This is a genomic window from Streptomyces sp. NPDC048590, from assembly GCF_043199535.1.
Taxonomy (GTDB): Bacteria; Actinomycetota; Actinomycetes; order Streptomycetales; family Streptomycetaceae; genus Streptomyces.
The window spans coordinates 859,767-880,640 of sequence record NZ_JBICWC010000002.1 but is presented as its reverse complement, the minus strand read 5'-3'; the positions used below and the strand labels follow the sequence as shown (position 1 = coordinate 880,640).

General features: G+C 70.1%; 15 protein-coding genes. 3 read left to right on the top strand and 12 right to left on the bottom strand.

From position 1 onward, the window contains the following. Positions 1-126: 126 nt before the first annotated feature. Entirely contained in the window at positions 127-1,611 is a 1,485-nt protein-coding gene (locus tag ACGFNN_RS08180) for an ABC transporter substrate-binding protein (RefSeq protein ID WP_393553996.1), read from the top strand. A 1-nt stretch (position 1,612) separates the two neighbouring features. Here the strand turns inward: ACGFNN_RS08180 and ACGFNN_RS08175 are convergent, their stop codons facing one another. The 12 genes from ACGFNN_RS08175 to ACGFNN_RS08120 form a co-directional block, all read right to left on the bottom strand. Next, on the bottom strand, positions 1,613-2,590 hold the full coding sequence (locus tag ACGFNN_RS08175) for a DUF5605 domain-containing protein (RefSeq protein ID WP_393553995.1): 978 nt from the start codon (positions 2,588-2,590) through the stop codon (positions 1,613-1,615). Beyond that, positions 2,587-4,008 (bottom strand): DUF5060 domain-containing protein, encoded by a 1,422-nt coding sequence (locus ACGFNN_RS08170; RefSeq protein WP_393553994.1) that lies wholly within the window; start codon positions 4,006-4,008, stop codon positions 2,587-2,589. Before ACGFNN_RS08170 ends, ACGFNN_RS08175 begins: the two co-directional genes overlap by 4 nt. Continuing rightward, positions 4,005-5,117 (bottom strand): exo-alpha-sialidase, encoded by a 1,113-nt coding sequence (locus ACGFNN_RS08165; protein ID WP_393553993.1) that lies wholly within the window; start codon positions 5,115-5,117, stop codon positions 4,005-4,007. The genes ACGFNN_RS08170 and ACGFNN_RS08165 overlap by 4 nt, the downstream gene beginning before the upstream one ends. Continuing rightward, complete coding sequence (locus ACGFNN_RS08160; RefSeq protein WP_393553991.1) at positions 5,114-6,166, bottom strand: ABC transporter ATP-binding protein; 1,053 nt, start codon at positions 6,164-6,166, stop codon at positions 5,114-5,116. Before ACGFNN_RS08160 ends, ACGFNN_RS08165 begins: the two co-directional genes overlap by 4 nt. After that, positions 6,163-7,230: an ABC transporter ATP-binding protein gene (locus tag ACGFNN_RS08155; protein WP_393553990.1), complete on the bottom strand. Its 1,068-nt coding sequence runs from the start codon at positions 7,228-7,230 to the stop codon at positions 6,163-6,165. The genes ACGFNN_RS08160 and ACGFNN_RS08155 overlap by 4 nt, the downstream gene beginning before the upstream one ends. Before the next feature lie 9 nt (positions 7,231-7,239). Then, positions 7,240-8,391, bottom strand: a complete 1,152-nt coding sequence (locus tag ACGFNN_RS08150; RefSeq protein WP_393553989.1) for an ABC transporter permease — start codon at positions 8,389-8,391, stop codon at positions 7,240-7,242. 6 nt (positions 8,392-8,397) lie between these two features. Continuing rightward, the gene (locus ACGFNN_RS08145; protein ID WP_362545779.1) at positions 8,398-9,399 is read right to left on the bottom strand and encodes an ABC transporter permease; all 1,002 of its coding nucleotides are present in this window, start codon (positions 9,397-9,399) and stop codon (positions 8,398-8,400) included. Between the two features lie 18 nt (positions 9,400-9,417). Continuing rightward, a complete protein-coding gene (locus ACGFNN_RS08140; RefSeq protein WP_393553988.1) occupies positions 9,418-11,421 on the bottom strand; it encodes an ABC transporter substrate-binding protein in 2,004 nt (667 codons plus the stop codon). Next, on the bottom strand, positions 11,418-12,380 hold the full coding sequence (locus tag ACGFNN_RS08135) for a dihydrodipicolinate synthase family protein (protein WP_393553987.1): 963 nt from the start codon (positions 12,378-12,380) through the stop codon (positions 11,418-11,420). Before ACGFNN_RS08135 ends, ACGFNN_RS08140 begins: the two co-directional genes overlap by 4 nt. A gap of 243 nt (positions 12,381-12,623) precedes the next feature. Beyond that, complete coding sequence (locus ACGFNN_RS08130; RefSeq protein WP_393553986.1) at positions 12,624-14,912, bottom strand: Ig-like domain-containing protein; 2,289 nt, start codon at positions 14,910-14,912, stop codon at positions 12,624-12,626. A 78-nt stretch (positions 14,913-14,990) separates the two neighbouring features. After that, entirely contained in the window at positions 14,991-16,193 is a 1,203-nt protein-coding gene (locus ACGFNN_RS08125; protein ID WP_393553984.1) for a hypothetical protein, read from the bottom strand. Positions 16,194-16,203: 10 nt separating this feature from the next. Then, the gene (locus tag ACGFNN_RS08120; RefSeq protein WP_393553983.1) at positions 16,204-17,721 is read right to left on the bottom strand and encodes a pectinesterase family protein; all 1,518 of its coding nucleotides are present in this window, start codon (positions 17,719-17,721) and stop codon (positions 16,204-16,206) included. Positions 17,722-18,169: 448 nt separating this feature from the next. On the opposite strand from ACGFNN_RS08120, the gene ACGFNN_RS08115 reads away from it, so the two are divergent. Then, a complete protein-coding gene (locus ACGFNN_RS08115) occupies positions 18,170-18,901 on the top strand; it encodes a GntR family transcriptional regulator (protein ID WP_393553982.1) in 732 nt (243 codons plus the stop codon). Positions 18,902-18,909: 8 nt separating this feature from the next. Further along, entirely contained in the window at positions 18,910-20,865 is a 1,956-nt protein-coding gene (locus ACGFNN_RS08110; protein WP_393553981.1) for a glycoside hydrolase family 127 protein, read from the top strand. Positions 20,866-20,874: the final 9 nt, after the last annotated feature.

Below are 20,874 nucleotides of genomic sequence, written 5' to 3'. Positions count from 1 at the left end.
GCACTGTTGACCGTGCGAGCCGTCAGGTGAACCATTGTGGCATTCGCCTGGCATACCAGTGGCGTTCCTTCGTCGACCGCACAGTCCGACCCGTCGGCGATCCCCCTCAGAAGGAGAGACGCACGTATGACCCCGCACCCGCAGCACAGTGATCAGGAGCAGCCCAGCCGCCGGAAGTTCGTCGGCGGTGCCGCCGCCGCTGTAGGCGCCGCGACTCTCGCCGGCGTCGGCATCGGTGCTTCCTCCCCGGCTCAGGCCCGTACGGCCACCGGGCGGGTCACCACCTCCGCGTCCGGCGCCTCCTGCACGACCATCGGGAACAAGTACGACGAGCCGTTCGAAGTCTGCGACGACGAGCTGTTCATCTTCATGGCCAACTACAAGCCGTTCGAGTACCCGGGCTTCTTCGACACGGTCATCGGTGACGCGATGCGCGCCGCCTTCCCCGGCCTCAAGATCAAGGCCGCGGCGTGGGACCAGCCGATCCGCTACGAGGATCTGGAGAGGGCCGGTGTCGTGCCCGACATCGTCCTGGAGGACCCTCGCCGCCGTATCGACCGTGACCTGGAGCCACGCGGGTGGACCCGTGACCTCACCGAGGACCTGCGCACCACCGGCATCGACCTCGGATCACTCAATCCGGCGGCGGTGGCCCAGATCAAGGCCCGCTCGGACGGCGGGCTGTACGGCGTGCCGGTGTTCGTGGACGAGTACGTCCTCTTCCACAACAAGAAGGTCTTCGACAAGAAGGGCCTGAGAACCCCGGCCAACGGCATCACCTACGACGAGGCCTTCCGCCTCGCCAAGAAGCTGACCTTCGAGCAGGATCTGGTCGCCTACAAGGGGTACCTCCAGCATCCGGACATGTACCTGGAGTTCAACCAGCTCGGGCTCTACCCGTTCGTCCCCGGGAAGGGCGGCACGCCGGCCCCCGGGGACGTGAAGGTGAATCTCACCTCGGAGGGCTGGCAACGCCTCGGCAGCAACATGGAGCGCTTCCTGCTCCACCCGCACAACATCTTCACCACGGTGGACGACTACCTGCTCACCGGCAGCGTGGCGATGGCGGTGGACAACCTCCGCAAGCTCCCCGCATACGCGGGGAGTTCGCTGTACCTGGAGGAGGACGACGCGGCCGAGTGGGGGGAACTCGCCAAGAACATCGAGCTGGGCATCGCGTCCGTTCCGGTGCTCGGCCGCGGTGACGACTCCGTCTACCAGCCCAACACCATCGCCGCGTTCCTGCCGCCGCAGTCCTCCAAGAAGGCCCAGGCCCTCCAGGTCCTGAAGTGGCTGGTGTCCCAGGAGGGCCAGACCGAGCTGTCCCGGCACGCCCTCAAGCCGGCGCTGCGCTCGAGCGCCGTCGAGGCCGCCTTCGGTACCGCGATCCCCGAACTGGACCGGATCGACACCTCGGCGGTCTTCTGGGGTGACAACGCCGTGGTGCGGGACTACGAGAACACGGAGTTCTGGGACCTGCCGCTGTACATGGTGTTCCGTCAGCATGTCCTGCGGGACGGGCTGAAGGTCTCCTCGGCACTGGAGGTCACCGAGAAGACCGACATCCCCGCCTACATCAAGTCCCAGGTGGCGGCGGGCTTCGACTGGTGAGTCACCGTCTGCGGAGCCGGACCGCGAGGTACGGCTCCGCAGGCAGCTCCACGGTCAGCCGGTCGCCCCCTGCGTCGTCCAGCTCCCGCACCGTCATGTTCCAGGTGTCCAGGACCTCCACACTCCACACGCCGCCGGGCAGCGCGAAGGAACGCCGCGGGTAGCGATGCGGCCCCAGGTACTGCAGGACGTACTCGCCGGGCGCCTCCAGCGTCGAGGCGTCGTACGTCTCGGGGGTGTGGCCGAGACCCGACGGGGCCGCTTCGAGCACCTTCCGCAGGAAGGCGACGCGCTCCACGGCGGTGCCGCTCAGCCGGCCGCCACCGTCGCTCCAGGGCTCCTCGCCCCAGGCCTCCGCGTGCCCGGCGTAACCACCGCGGCACACGGCCTCCCAGAGACGGCAGAGCAGTTCGGTGCCCGGCAGGGCTCGTTCAGGGTTCCCGGGGTCGTCGCCCTCGGCCCCGCAGTCGTCGACGAGGACCGGCTTGCGGAGGTCGCGCACCAGGCCGGACACGGCCCTGGTCTGCGGGTGCGCCACCGAGGCGTGGGTGATCCAGGGGGCACCGAAATCGGTTCCCGGCGGGCCGTGGACGGTGAGCGGACGGTGGCCGTGATCGTGCTCCTGGATGTCGGTCTGCGCCTCGTGGCAGGCCGGCGCGCACCACCAGACGTTGGGCCGTCCGGCGAGACGGGTGACCGTCTCGGGGATGTCCCGGCCGCGCAGCATCACCTCCGCCTGCAGGCCGAGCTCGCCGAGCGCCGCGACCTGGTGGTCCAGGCGGTCGAGCGGGAGGCCGGGGTCGAGCAGCCGGACCTTGGTGAACGGGGCTTCCCCGAGGGAGCGCAGGGTCCTTTCGTCGGCCTGCGGAACGCTCGTGGACAGCGGGTGGAAGGGGGTGCCGTCCTCGTGCAGGAAGCGGGTGCCACGGGCGCGTACGGGGCCGTGGTCCGCGCGCGTGCTCGCGGGGTGCGTGGTCATGTCGCCTTCCGGATGCGCAGGGCTATGTCCGTCCGGTGGTCCAGCGGTACGCGGACCGTGCCGCGGTGCGGCCCGTCGGGCAGCGGACTCACCGTCATGTTCCAGGTGTCGATCAGATCGACGGTCCGGGGGACGCCGTCGTCGGGCAGTTCCAGGTCGTGGTGGCGGTGGGGCCGGTCGCCGAAGTAGCGGAAGTCGTCGTCGGGCGACTCCTCCCACAGCCCGCGCAGGAACGCGATGCGCGCCGGGATCTCGCCGTGCAGCCGGCCGCCGCGGGAGATCCAGGCCCAGTCGTCCGGGTCCTGCTCGGGAAAGCACTCGCCGTGTCCGACGTAGGCGCCGGCCGCCATGCCGTGCCAGAACTGGCGCAGCAGGGTCCGGCCCGAGAGGTTGCCCCAGCGACGGCCGAGCACCCCTTCGTAGCCGATCTCGTCGATCACCACCGGCTTGGGCACGCGTTCGAGCCACTCCGTGGCCTGCCGGGCGTCCCAGTGCTGGATCGACTGGTGGGTGGTCCAGGCGTGGCCGAAGTCGTAGATGCGCTCGTACTCGTACATCCGGGTGCCGTTGTGGATGGACCTCAGGTGCTGGTACGGATCACGGCGCTGCAGGTACTGGCCGATCCGGGTCCAGTCCTCGACGGTCTTGGCCTTGTTGAAGTCGTACTCGTTGGCCACCGACCACCAGACGTTGCGGTAGGCGGCGAGACGGGCGACGACGTACCGGACGAAGAACCGGTCCTCCTCGGGACTCATGTCGTCCACGCCCCAGTGCCCCTTGTCGTACGGGTGCAGGATGATGACGTCGGCCTCGACGCCCAGTTCCAGCAGGTCCCGCACCCGGGCCTCGAAGTGGGCGAAGAAGACCGGGTCGAAGCGGGACGGATCCAGCTCGCCGGGCCGGGGCCGGCCCGGGCCCCGACCGGGGAAGGCGAGCCGGGGCGGTTCCATGTCGAGCGTGGGCAGCAGGCACATGCGGACCTTGTTGAACGGGGACGCCGCGAGGGTGCGCAGCGTCTCCTCCTCCGCCTTGAGGTCCTCGTCGTGGGTCCAGTGGTAGCAGGTGGTGCCGAACGGCAGGTACGGGGTGCCGTCGGCGTACCTGAAGGTGCGCGGGCCCGCCACCCGGACCGGACCGTGGTTGCCGGGGCCGGCCGGGGTGCAGGTGAAGCCGCCCGCGGCGGCGTCGAGGGCGGGCGCGGAGGAGCGGGTGCTGTACGTCCATTCGCCCTCCCGGTCCGGCATGAACCGGACCCGGTAGACGCCGTCGCCGTCGTGGAAGCCGTCCACGGGCACCACCCGGTGGCCGTGGCGGAAGTCCGCGCCGAACTCGACGTCGCGGTAGGGGTTGCCGTCCGCGGGGCCGGCGAGCGTCAACTCGAAGGTGCCCCAGCGCTCCACCGTGGTTTCGGTGGTCATGAGTGTCCTTCCCTGACCCAGTCCTCGGAGACGGTGACGTGCTTGATCGTCCTGCGGAGGTAGGAGTAGGCGATGTGCAGGAGACCGTCGCGACGGCTCTGCGTGACACAGGGGTAGGAATAGCCGAACTCTCCGGCCATCCAGTACTCGTCGTCGGCGGTCTGGAGGTCGCGGCGTACCGGCCAGGTCCGGCCGTCGTCGTCGGACAGCGCCACGGTGAGCGGGGTGCGCAGGGCCTTCCTGCGGCGTCCCTCGCCCTCGCCCACCCAGCGGAACTCGCCGCGTTCCAGGCTCGCGTGGTTGTAGACCAGCGCCAGGGCGCCGCTGTGCAGCCGGGTGACCTGGACGCCGGAGTTGTTGTTGGGCAGCTCGGTCGGCACCGGTCTGCTCCAGGTGCGGCCCGCGTCGGTGGACACGGTGGCGTGGACGCGGTCGGCGGCGCGGCTGCGCAGCAGGCCGAGCAGGGAGCCGTCGACGCGTCGGACGGCGCTCATCTGGACGAGGTGGTCACTCCCTTCGACGTCGTACTCCTTCCAGGACACCCCCTCGTCCTCGCTGATCAGGACGGTGCTGTGCTCCCCTTCGGGGCGGCACCGGTAGGCCGGCAGCAGCAGGCTTCCGTCGCCGGGGTCGAGCGGCGGATTGCGTACGAAGACCCCCGGTCCCGCGTGGGCGATGTGCGCGGGGTCCCAGGTGCGGCCCCCGTCGCGCGAGGTGCGGGCGACCAGGTGCGCGGTCTTCTGGTCGTGCGGCTCGTTGGACGGGTGGAACAGCCACACGGTGCCGTCCGGCCGCTGTTCGAGCACGGGGTTCTGCTCGGACCGGTCCGGGTCGGCGGACAAGGCCGTGGCCGGCGTCCAGCGGTCGCCGCCGAGCGGCAGCCGCGACAGCACCACGTTCGTGTCGCGGTCACCCTCGTCGGGGCCGTTGAACCAGGCGCACAGCAGGTCGCCGTCGTCGAGTTCGAGGAGGCTCGCGGAGTGGCTGTCGCCCGGATGCGGTGCGGGCAGCAGTGCCTCCCGCACACCGGGGTCGCCCGGCCGGGGCCGCAGCACCCCGTCGAACCTCGGGTCGTGGGCCGGCCCGCCTCCCTCTTTCGTCCCCGTCATGTTCCGAATCCCTTCAGTTCCAGTTCTCCGGCGAAGTGGCAGGCCGACGTCCGGCCGGGTGCGACCTCCCGCAGCACGGGCACCTCCGTGCTGCAGCGGTCGCGCGCGTAGAAGCAGCGCGGGTGGAAGGGGCAGCCCGCCGGTACGTTCGAGGCGTCGGCCACCTCGCCGCGCAGGACCACACGCTCCCGGCGGCGCGCACCCGGATCGGGTTCGGGCACCGCGGACAGCAGGGCTTCGGTGTAGGGGTGCAGCGGCTGCCCGTACAACTCGTCGGTCGCCCCCGTCTCCACGACCTTGCCCACGTACATCACCGCGATCTCGTCGGCCATGTACTCCACGACCCCCAGGTCGTGGGAGATGAACAGGTAGGTCAGGTCGGACTCGTCCTGGAGATCCTTCAGCAGGTTGAGGATCTGCGCCCGCACGGACACGTCCAGCGCGCTGACCGCCTCGTCCGCCACGACCATGCGCGGGGCGAGGGCGAGAGCGCGGGCGATCCCGACGCGCTGGCGCTGACCGCCGCTGAAGGCGTTGGGGTAGCGCCGCAGGTACTCCGGGCGCAGTCCGACACGGCGCAGCAGCTCGGCGACCCGCTCCTCGGTGTCGGCGGCCTCCAGGCCGAGGTTGACGCGCAGCGGTTCGCCGATGATCTGCAACAGCGTCATACGAGGGTTGAGCGAGGCGAACGGGTCCTGGAAGACCAGGCGGATCTCGCTGCGGTAGGGCTTGAGGGCACGCTCGTCGAGCGCGGCCAGGTCGACCACCGTGCCGTCGGTGCGGCGGTAGGCGATCTCGCCCGAGGTCGGTTCGAAGACCCGCATCAGGCATCGCCCGAGCGTGCTCTTCCCGCAACCCGACTCGCCGACCAGGGCGACGGTGCGGCCGGCCGGGACGGTCAGGTCGACTCCGTCGACCGCGCGTACCCGGCCCACGGCGCGGCCCAGCAGTCCGCGGCGGATGGGGAAGTGCTTGGTCAGCCCGTGAGTCCGCAGCAGAGGTGCGGTCCCGGCGGCCGTGGCCGGGGCTTCGGAGGGAGGTGCGGTCATGGGGTGGTCTCCTCGGGCTCCTCGTGCTCCTGGTCCGCCTCGTACAGCAGGCAGCTGACCGTCCCCCTGCGGGCGGGATCGCGCAGCGGCACGGGGACGGTCACGTCGCAGCGGCCGGCCATGAACTCGTCGCACCGCGGGTGGAAGGGGCAGCCGGGTGGCCGCCGGTAGGAGTGGGGCACCATGCCGCGGACCGGCCTGAGCCGTTCACGCGATCCGGAGCCGAGCTTGGGCACCGACCGCAGCAGCGCCTTGGTGTACGGATGCCGCGGTGCGCGGAACACGTCCTCGACGCGCCCCTCCTCAACGACCGTGCCGAGGTACATCACGGCGACCCGGTCGGCCATCTGGGCGGCGACACCGAGATCGTGGGTGATCAGCATGATCGCCATCCCGGTCTCCTGCTGGAGGTCGCGCAGCAGGTCGAGGATCTGTGCCTGGGTGGTGACGTCGAGGGCGGTCGTCGGCTCGTCGGCGATGAGCAGTTCGGGGCCGCAGGAGAGCGCCATGGCGATCATGACGCGCTGGAGCATGCCGCCGCTCATCTGGAACGGATACTCGTCCACGCGCCGCTGGGGCGCGGGGATGCCGACGCGGCCGAGGAGTTCGACGGCACGCGCACGCGCCTCGGCCTTGGTGACCGGTTCGTGCAGCCGGATCGCCTCGCCGATCTGGTTGCCGATGGTGTGCATGGGGCTCATCGAGGACATGGGTTCCTGGAACACCATGGCGACCCGCTTGCCCCGGACCTCGCGTACCGCTTCCAGGCCGGCACTCACCATGTCGGTGGCGCCGTCGTCGGTCCGTACGCGGATCCGCCCGCCTGTGATCCTGCCGGGCCGGTCCACCAGGCGCAGCACGGAGCGGGCCATGACGCTCTTGCCGCAGCCCGACTCCCCTACCACGGCGAGGACTTCACCCCGGGCGATGGCGAGGTCGACGCCGCTGACGGCCTGTACGACACCGTCATCGAGTTCGAACCGGGTGTGCAGCCCCTCGATCTCGAGGATGTTCTCGCGCGCTCGCGTCCGCTTGCGCTCCCGCGACGCTTCTGTCGTCGGCATCGCGCCCCCTCACTGTTTGTACGGGTCCGCGGAGTCCCGCAGCCCGTCACCGACGAAGTTCATGGCGAGCACGGTCACGAAGACCGCGACGCCGGGTATCAGCAGCCACGGAGCCGTCTCCAGCGTGCGCACGTTCTGGGCCTCCTGGAGCAGGACTCCCCAGCTGACGGCGGGCGACTGGAGCCCCAGGCCGAGAAAGCTCATGGCGGTCTCGCCGAGGATCATCGCCGGGACGGCCATGGTGAGCGAGGCGATGACGTGGCTGGACATCGACGGGACCATGTGGCGGAAGATGATCCGCACGCGGCCGCAGCCGTCCAGCCGTGCCGCCGTCACGAAGTCCTCCTCGCGCAGGGAGAGGAACCGTCCGCGCACGACGCGGGCGAGTCCGGTCCAGCCGAGGACGGACAGGATGGTGGTGATGGCGAAGTAGCGCATCATGGGGCCCCAGTCGGCCGGCACCGCGGCGGACAGGGAGAGCCAGAGGGGCAGGGTGGGGATCGCCATCAGGAACTCGATGACGCGTTGGATCAGGGTGTCGGGTGCCCCTCCGAAGTAGCCGGAGACTCCCCCGAACAGCAGGCCGAGCAGGAAGCTCACCGCGACTCCGATGAGGCCGATGGAGAGCGATACGCGTGAGCCGTGGATGATCAGCGACAGCAGATCGCGTCCCTGCCGGTCGCTGCCGAGCAGGAAGACCTTGTCCTCGGCATGGACCGCGCCGAAGAGGTGGCGGTCCCCGGGGATGATCCCCCACATCTCGTACGGGTCCCCGCGCGGGAGGAACCTCAGGGGCACCCGGCGGTCGGGGTCGACGGTGTGGATCTGCTCGAAGGTCTCGGGGTCCCGCTCGGTGCGGTAGCCGTTGACGTACATCTGCAGGCCGTCGGACCAGCTGAGGTCGACCTTGACCATCTGTGGCGGCGCGTAGGTGAGCTTGGAGTCGTTGCTGCTGGTCGAGGTGGGCGCGAGGAACTCCGCGAGGACGACGACGACATAGGCGAGGAGCACCACCACGGCGCCGGCGACGGCGAGCTTGTGCTTGCGGAATTTGCGCCACACCAGGCGCCACGGTGAGCTCCTGACCGCCGCGACGTCGAATTCGAGCTCCGTGTCCGCCTCGGCCGGGGGTGCGGCCTGCTTCTTGGTCCTGGTCAGCACGGCGGCTCACCCTCCCTCGTAGCGGTGACGGATTCTGGGGTCCCACCAGGCGAGGGCGAGGTCGCTGATCAGAGTCCCGATGACGGTGAGGGTGGAAAGGATCAGGATGAAGCTGCCCACGAGGTACATGTCCTGGTTCTCCACCCCGCTCAGCAGGAGCGGTCCGGTGGTCGGCAGGCTCATGACGATGGAGATGATGGTCTCGCCGCTGATGAGTCCCGGCAGCAGCCATCCGACGGTGGAGAAGAACGGGCTCATGGACATCCGGACCGGGTACTTGAGCAGCAGCTTCCACTCGGGCATCCCGCGGGCGCGCGCCGCGACGACATACGGTTTGTACAGCTCGTCCAGGAGGTTGGCCCGGGTGATGCGGATCAGGCCCGCGGTTCCTGACAGCCCGATGATGACGATGGGGAGCCACAGGTGGGCCCCCAGGTCGAGCACCTTGCCGAGGTTCCACGCGGCGTCCTGGTACTCCGGGGAGAACAGACCGCCGGGGCTGGTCCCGAAGAAGCGCATGCCGGCCCACATGAAGACGAGGGCGAGCAGGAACTCGGGCACCGCCATGCCGAAGAAGCCGAAGAGAGTGGCCAGGTAGTCGCCGGGCGAGTACTGGCGCACCGCGGAGAAGATCCCGATCGGGAAGGCGATGGCCCAGACGAACAGCAGGGTGGAGACGGAGAGGAAGAAGGAGAGTCCGACCCGGTCCCAGATGAGGTCGGAGACCGGGCGGCTGTTCCAGGCGAACGCCTGCCCGAAGTCCCCGTGGAGGACGATGTTGGAGATCCACTTCCAGTACTGGGCCAGGAAGGGCTGGTCGAGCCCGTAACGGGAACGCAGCGCGGACAGCTGCGAGTCGCTCATCATCTCGCCGCGGCTCTCCGCCTCGGCCTGGAGGGTCGAGACGTAGTCGCCGGGCGGCAGGCTGATGATGAAGAACGAGGCCAGGGAGACCGCCCACAGGGTGACGGCCATCCACAGGACACGGCGGGAGAGGAACGAGAGCATGGATGTCCCCCGTCCGGCTCAGGCCTTGCCGGAGAAGAAGTACGTCGCCGGGTTGCTCGGCCCGGGGGCCTGGTGCGCCACCGCCGCGCTGAACTCCTCGGGCACGTTGAACATGTTGTTGCGGACGATGCCGTACTCCGACGGCGGGGTGGAGATCCCTATGTAGTAGAACTCCTCCCTGGTGATGGCCAGGACCTGCTTGGCCAGGCCCAGCGCCTCCTCGGCGTCGAAGGTGGCGCGCAGCTTGTCGTTGAGCTCCAGCTGCTCGCGCACACGGGCGGGCGGTTCCTCCCCCGTCTTGCCCCCGCTGGTGTACCACTCGGCCCACTGCCCGCCGAAGCGGGAGGAGCCGCGGGGATTGGTCGGCAGGTAGTAGTGGTTGCCGCCGGCGCCGGTACGGAGGTCGAAGGAGCCGCCCTGCCAGGTCGCCGCCTCGGACTCACCGGCTTCGACGCGCTCCCAGTACAGGGTCTCGGCGAGCCGCTGGATGTTGGCCTTCACACCGGCCTTCGCCCAGTCGCCGCGGATCAGGTCGCAGGCGTCCACCTGGTCCGGCTGGTCGGAGACCACGAGCACGGTGAAGGAGACCGGGTCACCGTCCTTCGTGAGGCGGATGCCGTCGCCGTTACGGCGGGTGAAGCCGGCCTTGTCGAGGTACTCGGCGGCACGTTCTGTGCTGAACTCGGTGAATTGTCTGCCCAGTTCCCTGTCGTACAGCTCGTCGCCCTCGGCGGGTCCGCACTGCCAGGGAGCTCCCTGGCCGCCGTAGATCGTGTCGATGATCTTCTGGCGGTCGATGGCGTACGACAGGCCGATCCGGAAGTTCTTGTTCGCGAACAGCGCGCGCTTCTTCGGGTCGGGGTGGGTCTGGTTGAAGCCGATGATCATCGTGTTGGCGAGGGCCGACTTCACCTCGATGAGGCGGTAGCCGCCCTTCTTGCGGTTGCGGGAGATCACCGGCTTGTTGCGGATGGTGCCGAAGTGGGTGAGCTGCATGTCGAGGTCGCCGTTGGTGACCTTGAGTACCTCGACCTCGACGTCCTGGATGTTCTCCACGACGACCTTGTCGATGTACGGGAGTTGGCTGCCCTCCGGGTCGGTCTTCCAGTAGTAGGGGTTGCGCTCGGCCACCAGGCTGCTGCCCTTGCCGAGCTCGTTCGTGGACACCCAGGCGTTGAGGGTGGGCAGCTGGGGGTTGGCCCAGCAGTCGGCGCGCAGCGGGATGTAGTCGGTCCAGCCGCTCAGGCCGGCCTTCTTGGCCAGTGCGTCGGCGGTCTTGCCGTGCTTGGGGTGGAACTGCTTCATGTAGTGGGCCGGCAGCAGCATGACGACACCGGAGGTGCCCGCCATCTCCTCGAGGAAGCCGGGCTTGGGCTCCTCGTACACATAGCGGACCGTGTGGTCGTCCACCACCTCGAACGTCGCGTTCTTTCCGGACTTGGAGACCCAGAGGTCGTAGACACCGTCCGGGTGGAGGTCGGGGTCCACGTTGTAGTCGTGGTAGGCGAACGCGAAGTCGTCGGTGGTCACCGGCTTGCCGTCGGACCACTTCAGGCCCTTGCGCAGGGTGAAGACGAACTCCGCCCCGTCCTGCTTGACCTCGTACTTCTCGCAGACGTTCGGGAGGAGTTCGGTGTGGGTCATGCCCTGCCAGACAGGGCTCCAGGCGACGAGGGGTTCGTAACCCATGCTGTAGTGCAGCCACATCACGTCCTCCTGCGTGATCATGGCCGAGTGCCAGGTGCCGCCGTAGACACCCGACTTCTCCAGCGGTTTCACCTTCAGCGGGACCGCAGGAAGCCTGTCGGCGACCTTGGGCAGCTTTCCCGCGTCGGCGAGCTTCTTCAGCGCGGGTGCCTCCTTGCCCTTGGCGCCGTTCGCGGCCGCCGTGCCCTCGGGCTCGGTGTCGAAGAATCCGCAACCGGACAACGAGGCGGCCACGAGGAGGCCGCCGCCCGCCCGCAGGAGCGAACGCCGGTCGAGCATGCCGGGCCGGTCCGGGGATGGTGTGCGGTCGGTCATCTGGTCCACGCTCCTTTGCGTGTACGTGCCGCCTCTTCCAGCTCGCGGACCTTGGGGACGACGGTCGCGGTCAGCCTGCGCCGCTCCTCGTCGTCCAGGCGGGCCAGGGGCTCGGCGGCGTGGGCTTCGTCGATGCGGCCGAGGGCCGCCAGCACGAACTTGAAGGTGGCGACGAGCGCGGCGAGCGTCGGTTCATGGCGGGCCGCGCGCATCAGGTCGAGCAGGTCCTCCAGCTCCTCCTGGAGGCTCCTGGCGTGCTCCCAGTCACCGGCGCGGGCCGAGGCGTAGAGGTCGGCGAGGAGACGGGGGGTCACGTTGGCGAGCGAGGAGGTGGCACCGGCCGCTCCCGCGTAGAGCGAGACGTCGGTCAGGCTGCTGCCGCCGGCGAAGCAGCGCACGTCGACGCCCTGCCGCTCGGCGCGGCGCAGCAGCTGGCGCAGCCAGCTCATGTCGCCGGCGCTGTCCTTGATGCCGCAGAGCACGCCCTCCCGGGTGAGTTCGACGACGCAGTCGACACTCAGCGCGGACCGGGTGAGCTGGGGCATGTGGTAGGCGAGGACGGGGATGCCGACGGCCTCGGCGACGGCGCGGTAGTGGTCGCGGAGTTCCTCCTTGCCGTAGGCAGCGAAGTACGGCGCGATCACCGCGACTTCGTCGGCTCCGGCGTCCATCGCGGCGCGTGCGTGACGCACCGTCACGGCGGTGGCGGCATCGCCCACATGGGCGATGACCGGTACCCGTCCGCCCGCCACCTCCGCCGAGACGGCCACGGCGAGCGCCCGTTCGTCGTGGTCGAGGGCGTGGAACTCACCCGTGGTGCCGTTGATCCACAGTCCGTGGACCCCGGCTTCGATCAGTCCGTTCAGATGGCGTTCCAACGACTCCCGTGCGAGACACCCCTTCTCGTCCATGGGCAGGACGGTGGGGGCGATGATCCCGTGGAGCTCATGTGCCGGCATCGGTACCTCGCGGTATGTCGGTGGAATGCCATGAGTCTCTTGAGTGCGACATCGGTCGTCAACCCTTTCGACAGAGGCAATAGTCTGTGCACGTGAAGTTCGGTCAGAAGTGGTTCACCTGCGGCATACCAGGTGGATTCACGGATGCCCGGGAGGCATTCCGCGGGCCGTGCCGCCGCGCGGCGACAACGCCCCCGGTGGCGGCGCCCGGCGGGCCGACTCCGGCCCGGGAGGGCCGCGGGGTCAGTGGTTGATCCTCACCTGACTGAACGTCGCCGTCGTGTAGTGGGCGACGCCGTTGGCCTCCTTGTTGCCGTCAACGAACATGCCGACGTAGACCTTGTCGCCCATCGGGATGCGTTCGTAGCCGATGCGGGTCCACTGGAGCGAGTCGGGCGAGATCTCCGAGGTGAACTCGTCGCCGCGCAGGGTGATCCGAAGCCAGTACGGCTTCTTGTCGAGCACCTCGTCCTCCTCGTAGGGCCAGGTGCCGACGCTTGCCTGGGTGCCGCTGGAGTGGATGCGTTTGACGACGCCCTTGTGGCCTCCGTCGCCGAGGTGGACGCCGATGAGGTTGAAGGGCGAGTCCGCCGTGAGGTTCTCCCGGATCATGATGCCGCCCAGGACCTCCTGGTAGACGTCGCTGACGGAGTCGAGGCGGGCGATCAGCTCCACGACCTCGTCGCCGGGGGCGTCGACCTCCTGGTACACGAAGTGGCAGGAGTCCGAGCGGCCGCGGAGCTTGCCGGAGCCGCGCAGGGTGAACGAACTTCCGGCCAGCGCCGATCCGCCCTCGATGGGCACGGAGCCGATGTCGGTGGCGGTCCAGTTCCCGAGCGAGGTGACCCGGTTGACGTGGACCGGAACCATGCTGGAGGTGGTGGACGTGCCGGTCGAGTCGGTGGCACGCGCGGTGAGGTGGTGGGTGCCCGCGGGGGCGTTCCTCCAGACCGCCTCGAAGGGGGCACCGGTCGCTTCGCCGACCTGCTTGTCGTCGGCGAAGAAGACCACCGAGGCCACCGTCGCTCCGTCCTGTGCCTCGGCCTCGGCGCGGAGGATGATGTCGTGCGTGCCGGTCGCCGAGGCGTGGACCGCGTCGATCGCCGGTGCGGTCAGCCTGACCACCGGATTGGCGGCCCCGGTGCGGGTGAGGGAGTTGAGGTAGAGCTCCAGGTTGCTGTAGCCGGTGGCCGGGTCGATGGCACTGCCGTCGGCCCCGTCCTTGTTCTTCAACCCGTGCTGCTTCTCCCAGGAGTTGGGGATGCCGTCCTTGTCCGTGTCCTTGGGTGCGGCCGCGGATGCGAGCGGGGGGACACCGCCCACCTCCTTCTGCGAGTTGATCATGCGGCCGGTTCCGTTGCGTGCGTCGGCGATCAGCCGGGCATCGGTGGCGTCGCGGCGCGGCAGCAGTGCGCCGGCTCCGTCCAGCACCGCCTTGAACGCCTCCTTGGCGGTCTGCGACGGGATGGGGTCGGAGACCTCGAACGGTTCCTCGCGCAGCGTGACTCCTCCGAGCGGGAACTCGACGCCCCCGGTGTTGTCGCCGGTGACCTCCGCCTGGCCCTCCACGACGTTGCCTTCGACGTGCCAGCTCCCGCCACGGTCGGGCGAGACGATGACCGGCGCGATATCGGCGAGGGTGTTGGGCCCCGGCTTGTAGTAGTTGCCGACGATGTTGACGCCGTCGGCCCACTCTCCGCCGTAGCAGGAGGTGTAGCCGTGGTTGTAGATGACGTTGTTGCGGTGGTCGGTGTGCGTGGGCACGTCCTCGACGAAGCTGAAGCGCGGGTTGCGGCCACCCTGGTGGATCAGCAGGTTGTGGTGGTAGGTGACGTTGTCGCCGCCCCACAGGCCGCCGTAGCCGTGCCTGCCCTTCGGGTGGACGGAGACCGAGAGGCCCTCGGCGATGATGCACCACTGGAGCGTCAGGTTCTCGTTGCCGTAGACGGAGCAGCACTCGTCCACCGCCCAGCTGAAGGAGCAGTGGTCGATCATGACGTTGCGGCAGCCCTCCATGCCGAAGGTGTCGATCGCCGTGCCGAGCATGTCCGTGCCGCGGAAGCGCATGTGCCGGATGATGATGTTCTCGACGCCGTTCGCCTTGGTCTCGTTGCCGACCACGCAGATGCCGTCGCCCGGCGCCGTCTGGCCGGCGATGGTGAGGTTGGACCCGGTGATGTCGAGTCCGCCCTTGAGCTCGATGTTGCCGGAGACCCGGAAGACGACGGTGCGGTCGCTCCCTGACACGGCCTCACGCAACGAGCCCGGTCCGGAGTCGGCGAGGGTGGTGACCTCGTAGACCGAGCCGCCGCGGCCGCCGGTGGCGTACCGGCCGCCGCCCTCGGCTCCGGGGAAGGCGATGACGTCGCCGGCGGCCTCGGCGGCGGCTGCGAGCTTCTCGGACGCCTGCGCCGTCGGCACGCGCAGGGCCGCGGTGCCCAGGAGGGCACCGGCTCCGACGACGAACGCGCGGCGGCCCATCGCTCCGCCCTTCTCCTCGCCCGTGGCGGCGGTTCCGTTCAAGGGGGTCATGACGTGGCTCTCCTCTGTGGGTGGAGGTGGACGGCCCGACGGGTGTGCGGCTCCGGCGGGCCGTGGGGCGGGCGGGGCTCAGGGCTCGTCGGAGCAGTTCACGTCGAGGTCCCAGAGGATGACGTCGAGGGCGTGCGTGCTGATCGTGTGCTCGCCGTGCGTGGCGTCCTCCAGGAGTTCCCAGTGGCCGTTGCCGATGACCTCGACGCGGTGGCGCACCACCGGCTCGTAGCTGCGGTGGCCGACCCCGTTGAAGCAGCAGGCGTCGAAGCGGTTGAGGATCTGCGTCTGCCGACGGTGCCGCCCGACGGCCGCCAGCGCGTAGATGTCGGGGAAGTCGCTGATCCCGTAGAAGACCGGGTGCCGGTCGAGTCGCTGCTCCCAGTCGCCGGTGGTCGGGCTCGGCTTGGGCGGCGCGGAGCGCAGGAAGAACGGCAGCGACCCGGCCGTGGGGTAGCTGCGGGTGATCCGCGGGTCGAGCGCGGGGTAGACCGTCGTGGTCCAGCCGCCCCCGGACAGTCCGATCATCTGGAGGGAGGGCGGACGGTAGGTCCGCGTGACGTGGTTGACGGCGACGGCGAGCGGTTCCAGGAAGAAACGGAGGGTGGAGAACTCCGGGGTCTCCCAGGTGCCGAAGTCGTTGTGGTTCTCCGGAGTCACGAAGGTCCCGGGGTCCGTGGGGCTGCGCAGTTCCTTGGGGTTCCAGTGGTAGAGCGGCATGGCGCACAGGAGCACGCCGTAGCCGGCGTCCACCAGGGCCTGCGCGGTGCGCTGCATGGTCTCGGGTGTCTCTCCGTGGCCGTTGTGGTACAGGGCGAAGCGCCCGTGAGGTGCGGGGCGCCGGGGCAGCAGGAGGTACACGACGGATTTCAGGTCGTAGGGCAGGGTGACGGTGAGCCTGTCGACGCGCCTGAGCCCGGTGAGGGCGGGCAGGTCGTTCATGGCCACGCCCTGTTCGACCTCCGGCAGGGTGCTGGGCAGCCGGCCGTCCGCGGACTTCCAGACCTCGGCGACGAGTTGTGCGCGGAGGCGTTCGACGTCCGCCTCGGTGTGCACGGTCATCAGGGCCTCGACGTCGACCCCGACGACCTGCTGGGGCAGCGCCTTGTAGTCGATGCTGTGGGCGGCGGCGACCTCCTGGTTGACGGGTGCCACCGGTCGCGGGCGGGCGGGGCGGCCAACGGGGGCGGCGCTCTGCGCGGGGGCGGCGGCTCCGAGGGCCGCGGTGGTCGCGGCGGTGGCCACCGTTCCCAGGAGAGCTCTGCGGCTGACGTTCGGCATGGCGTGCACCTCAGTTTCCCCGGCCGTGGCCGGTCGTGTCGGACGGGTCCCAGCCGCCCAGCAGGGTCGCCGGGTCGCGCCAGTCGCGCACCTCGGCCTCGGTCAGCTGTCGTGAGCAGGACAGTCGCTGCGAGGTGTCCACCGGAGCGCCGTGCAGGTCCTTGCTGCCGAACTCCCAGAAGCGCAGTTGCTGACCGCTCGTGCAGTCGAAGCCGGTCAGGCCCCAGCCGACGGGGGCCACATGGGTGTCCATGGCGGTGTCGATGAAGACGGCCTGGCTGGCGGGGAAGCGGCTGTCGATGCGGCTGAGCAGGACACTTCCGTCGGCGACGCCCTCCGCGCGGGTGAGCCGGGTGCCGGAGAAGACCACGCCCGGACCGTCGGGGGCGTTGCGGATCTGGCTGATGTACCCGAGGTCGAGCGCCCTGAGTTCGGAGTCCCGGACGAACACGCCGCCGGTCCCCCAGAAGAAGTCGACGTCTCCCTCGATGTACGAGTCGGTCACGTAGGCCCGGCCCTGGAGACGCAGGCTGTCCTGGTGGCTGAGTACGCGCACCCGGTCGAGGACGATGCGGTCCCCGTTGCCCCGGAACGCCTCGGACTGCGAGCCGCCGTCGGGGGTGAGGTTGTGCACGGTGATGTCCCGCAGCCTGAAGTCGTCGGCGTCCACTCCGAAGGCGGCGCGCCAGCAGTTGAACCGGTCCGGTTGGGGCAGCACCCGGCGGGGGCAGTAGCTCTGCTCCGGCGGCACGTCGGCCATCGCCGAGTCGCCGTTGAGCACGCTGTTGTTCGGGTAGGCGACGACGGTCCGGGCGGCGCCGGAGCCGTGCACCCGCAGGTGCGGCCGGTTCTGGCCTACGTAGACGATCTCCCGGTACGTGCCGGGCGCCACCTCGATGGTGACCTCCCGGTCGTTGCCCTCGGGGACGAAGTCGACCGCGCCCTGGACGGTGCAGAAGTCACCGCCTCCGTGCGCGTCCACGTGCAGCTCCGCGGTGCCGGGGCGGGGTCCGGCCGCGGTGCGGAACCGCCAGGTGCGGGGCGAGGTGATCCCCGCGTGCCCTGCGAAGAAGCCCGGGTCGACGGTGACGTAGTACTGCCTCCCCGGCTCCAGGGAACGGTGCAGCAGGACGGTGGCGGTGCGGCCTTCGACGACGACCGGCTCGTAGGTCCAGCGGTGGGGTTCGCCGTAGTCGGAGCGTGCGCCGCCGATGAGGCGCTGGTACGTCGCCGGGTCGGCGAGGTCGACGGTGTCGGCGGCTGTGCCGTCGGGGCGGTGCACGGTCAGGCGTCCCTCGGTGCCGACCCGGACGTCCGAGTCGAAGGTGAGGCGCAGAGGGGTGTCGGCGCAGACGGCTCGTGCGATGCCGTCGGGGGCGACCGTGGCCCTCGCACCGTGGGCGGCGGGCAGGTCCCCGGCCGTGGCCCGGGGGGTCACGACCGTCGTGGCGAGCAGGACGGCGAGGACGGAACCGGCGCGCAGCGCCGGTCGTACGAGGGCAACGAGCTGACGTAATTTCATTCGCATGGGAGCGGCTCCTCATCCCGGCATACCTATGGCATGCCAGCGATGGAAGCACATGACCCGCGGGGTGAACACCCCTTGTACGGCGCCGGAACGACGGCCCGCACGACGACTCGGGACCGACGCGGACAAGGCGGACCAGCCGCGCCGGCCCGGACCGCCGATTCCGCTCCGCTGAGGTCCGGAGCCCTTTGCCACCGGGTTCCGGAGCCGGGAACCGCCTGGCTCGGACATCGGCGAGCGTCGCCCGCGATCAGTGGCAGGACCGCCGGAGCGACGCACCGGCGGCCGTCCCGGAAGCGCGCCGCCGCGCCCGGGGAAGGCGTCCGCGTGAACTATCTCGTTCAACGGGACGACAGTTGGCCTACCAGTGGCATACCATGCGTCTCGGGTGTGCGGGGCGAACGGTACGGTGGCCCGGACCATAGTCACGGAGTGCCAGGAGGACGGCATGACCCCACCGAAGGCGGTTTCGGCCCCGCGCGACCCGGCCACGTCGTCGATTTCCGTCACGGCCGAGGAGAGCCTGGAGACCCGGGCGCGCAAGGCCCTGGTGGACTGGCTGACCAAGGAGCACCCCGCTCCCGGACAGCCGGTCCCCGTAAGGGAGTTCGCGCGAAGGCTGGGGATGAGCCGTACCCCGGTTCGCAGCGCGGTCGGGCGCCTCTACGAACGCGGTCTGCTCGCCTACGACCCGGTCGCCGGTTTCACCGTCGCCATTCCCTCGCTCTCCAGCATCTACGAACTGTTCGAGCTGCGGCTGATGCTCGAATCGCACGCCTTGCGCCTCTTCGGGGAGCGCACCGACAGGCAGCCGCCCGCCCGGCTCCGCGAACTGGTCGACGAGGCGGACGTACTGGCACGTGAGTCCGTGGAGGACCACACGCGCTACATCGAATTCCGGGAGAACGACGGCCGGTTCCACCGCGCCATGGTGGAACTCGGCGGACTGCCCCGGCTGCTGGAGCTCCACGACGACCTGCATCTCAGCATCCATGTGACCCGCACCGGGATGGAGGCCCCCATCACCGCGTCCAGGCTGAACACCGCCGTCTCGGAACACCGCGCCGTGGTCGACGCGCTGGAACGGGGCGACCGGTCGACGGCCCGGGACCTGTTGGAGGCCCACATCCTGCGGGTCCGCGATCAGACGATCGCCTTCCTAGCCCGTCCCACCATCTAGGGGAGACCATGTCGGGACCTGCGGTACCCACCCGCGCCGCGCACACCGCGCACCGTCCGCTCCGGCTGGAGCGTCCGGAGCTGACCGGAGGGCCGTGGCGCCGGTGGCGCGACGTCAACCGGTCGGTCAGCCTGCCGCTGGCGCGGGAGTGGCTGGAGCGCGCCGGCAATCTGGACAACCTGCGCATCACCGCCGGGGAGATCACCGGAGAGCACCGCGGTCCCGTCTACATGGACTCCGACGTGTACAAGGTCCTGGAGACGGCGGCCTGGGAGCTCGGGTCCGCCGACGACCCGGGTCTGGCCGGCTTCCTCGCGGACACCACCGCCCTGCTGGCCCGCGCCCAGCAGGACGACGGCTATCTCGACTCCGCGTACCAGGTGAAGCAGCCGGGCCGGCGTTACACCCGGCTGGTCGACAGTCACGAGATGTACTGCGCCGGCCATCTGATACAGGCCGCGGTGGCCGCCCACCGCACCACCGGGGACGACGCGCTGCTCGGGGTCGCCCGCCGGTTCGCCGTCCACCTCGCCGACGTCTTCCTCGATGACGAGGGGCCCGGCCTGGACGGGCATCCCGAGATCGAGACCGCGCTGGTCGAGCTGTACCGGGCGACGGGCGAGGAACGCCACCTCGCGCTGGCGTCCGCCTTCGTGGAACGGCGGGGGCGCGGCCTGGTCGGCGCGCACAAGCACGGAAACCGTCACCGCCAGGACCATCTGCCGGTGCGCGAGGCCCCGGCGGTCACCGGCCACGCGGTGCGCGGCCTCTATCTGGAGGCGGGGATCGTCGACCTCGCCTCGGAGACCGGCGACGCCTCCCTGCTCGCCGCATCCGAGCGGCGATGGCTGGACATGGTCGCCACCCGGACCTCGCTGACCGGTGGTCTGGGTTCACGTCAGGTCGGCGAGGTGTTCGGGGAGCGGTACGAACTCCCCCCGGACCTCTCGTACAACGAGACCTGTGCGTCGGCGGCGAGCATCCAGTGGAGCTGGCGGCTGCTGCTGGCCACCGGCAGGGCACGGTACGCCGACCTGATCGAGCGAACCCTCTGGAACGCCTTCGCCGCCGCACGCTCCGCCGACGGCCGGACCTACTACAAGGGCAACCCCCTCCAGCGCCGGGCGGATCACGCGGAGGCGGTCGGCGATCCGCGCTGCCGCGACGAGTGGTTCTTCTCCGCCTGCTGCCCGCCTGCCGTCACCCGGCTGGTCGCCTCCCTGGAGCACTACACCGCGACGGTCTCCGAGCACGGGGACGTCCCGGCGCTCCATCTGCACCAGTACGCGCCGCTCTCCCTGACCGCGCCCTTCGCGCACGGCAGGATCGGGCTGCGGGTCGAGACGGACTATCCGTGGCAGGGCCGTGTGGCGATCACCGTGACCGAGGCCCCCGAAGGGCCGTGGGCCCTGGCGCTGCGCATCCCCGCGTGGTCCGCCGGGCCCCGGCTGGACACCCCGGACCGCAAGGACGTCGAGGTCACCGCCGGCCGGGACGGTTACGCGCTGGTACAGCGCGAGTGGCGGGCCGGCGACACCGTCGTGCTGCATCTCGACATGACCCCCCGGCTCACGCTGCCGCACCCCCGGGTCGACGCGGTGCGCGGGTGCGCCGCCGTGGAACGCGGTCCGCTGGTCTACTGCTTCGAGCAGGCGGACCAGGAGGACGGCGTCGAGGTGGACGACCTCGCGATCTCCCCGGACACGGTCTTCGAGGAGGTCGCCCATGACGACCTGGACGGACTCGGCCCGGCGGTCACCCTGCGGACGCCCGCGGTCGCGGTGTCGGGATCCCACGAGGCGGGACTCCCCTACCGCACGCTCGGCGGCCCGTCCGCGCTGGACACCGTACGGCCCGTCACCGCCACCGCGGTGCCCTACTACCTGTGGGACAACCGCGGCGACGGCGCGATGCGTGTGTGGATGCCGCTGCGCGGCGGGGACACGGGGCCGCGCTCCGTGTGAGGGCGCGAG

Excerpts from the sequence above, each read along its gene's own strand:
- ACGFNN_RS08180 (WP_393553996.1), top strand. The coding sequence starts at position 127 with ATGACCCCGCACCCGCAGCACAGTGATCAGGAGCAGCCCAGCCGCCGG.
- ACGFNN_RS08175 (WP_393553995.1), bottom strand. The coding sequence starts at position 2,590 with ATGACCACGCACCCCGCGAGCACGCGCGCGGACCACGGCCCCGTACGC.
- ACGFNN_RS08170 (WP_393553994.1), bottom strand. The coding sequence starts at position 4,008 with ATGACCACCGAAACCACGGTGGAGCGCTGGGGCACCTTCGAGTTGACG.
- ACGFNN_RS08165 (WP_393553993.1), bottom strand. The coding sequence starts at position 5,117 with ATGACGGGGACGAAAGAGGGAGGCGGGCCGGCCCACGACCCGAGGTTC.
- ACGFNN_RS08160 (WP_393553991.1), bottom strand. The coding sequence starts at position 6,166 with ATGACCGCACCTCCCTCCGAAGCCCCGGCCACGGCCGCCGGGACCGCA.
- ACGFNN_RS08155 (WP_393553990.1), bottom strand. The coding sequence starts at position 7,230 with ATGCCGACGACAGAAGCGTCGCGGGAGCGCAAGCGGACGCGAGCGCGC.
- ACGFNN_RS08145 (WP_362545779.1), bottom strand. The coding sequence starts at position 9,399 with ATGCTCTCGTTCCTCTCCCGCCGTGTCCTGTGGATGGCCGTCACCCTG.
- ACGFNN_RS08140 (WP_393553988.1), bottom strand. The coding sequence starts at position 11,421 with ATGACCGACCGCACACCATCCCCGGACCGGCCCGGCATGCTCGACCGG.
- ACGFNN_RS08135 (WP_393553987.1), bottom strand. The coding sequence starts at position 12,380 with ATGCCGGCACATGAGCTCCACGGGATCATCGCCCCCACCGTCCTGCCC.
- ACGFNN_RS08130 (WP_393553986.1), bottom strand. The coding sequence starts at position 14,912 with ATGACCCCCTTGAACGGAACCGCCGCCACGGGCGAGGAGAAGGGCGGA.
- ACGFNN_RS08125 (WP_393553984.1), bottom strand. The coding sequence starts at position 16,193 with ATGCCGAACGTCAGCCGCAGAGCTCTCCTGGGAACGGTGGCCACCGCC.
- ACGFNN_RS08120 (WP_393553983.1), bottom strand. The coding sequence starts at position 17,721 with ATGCGAATGAAATTACGTCAGCTCGTTGCCCTCGTACGACCGGCGCTG.
- ACGFNN_RS08115 (WP_393553982.1), top strand. The coding sequence starts at position 18,170 with ATGACCCCACCGAAGGCGGTTTCGGCCCCGCGCGACCCGGCCACGTCG.
- ACGFNN_RS08110 (WP_393553981.1), top strand. The coding sequence starts at position 18,910 with ATGTCGGGACCTGCGGTACCCACCCGCGCCGCGCACACCGCGCACCGT.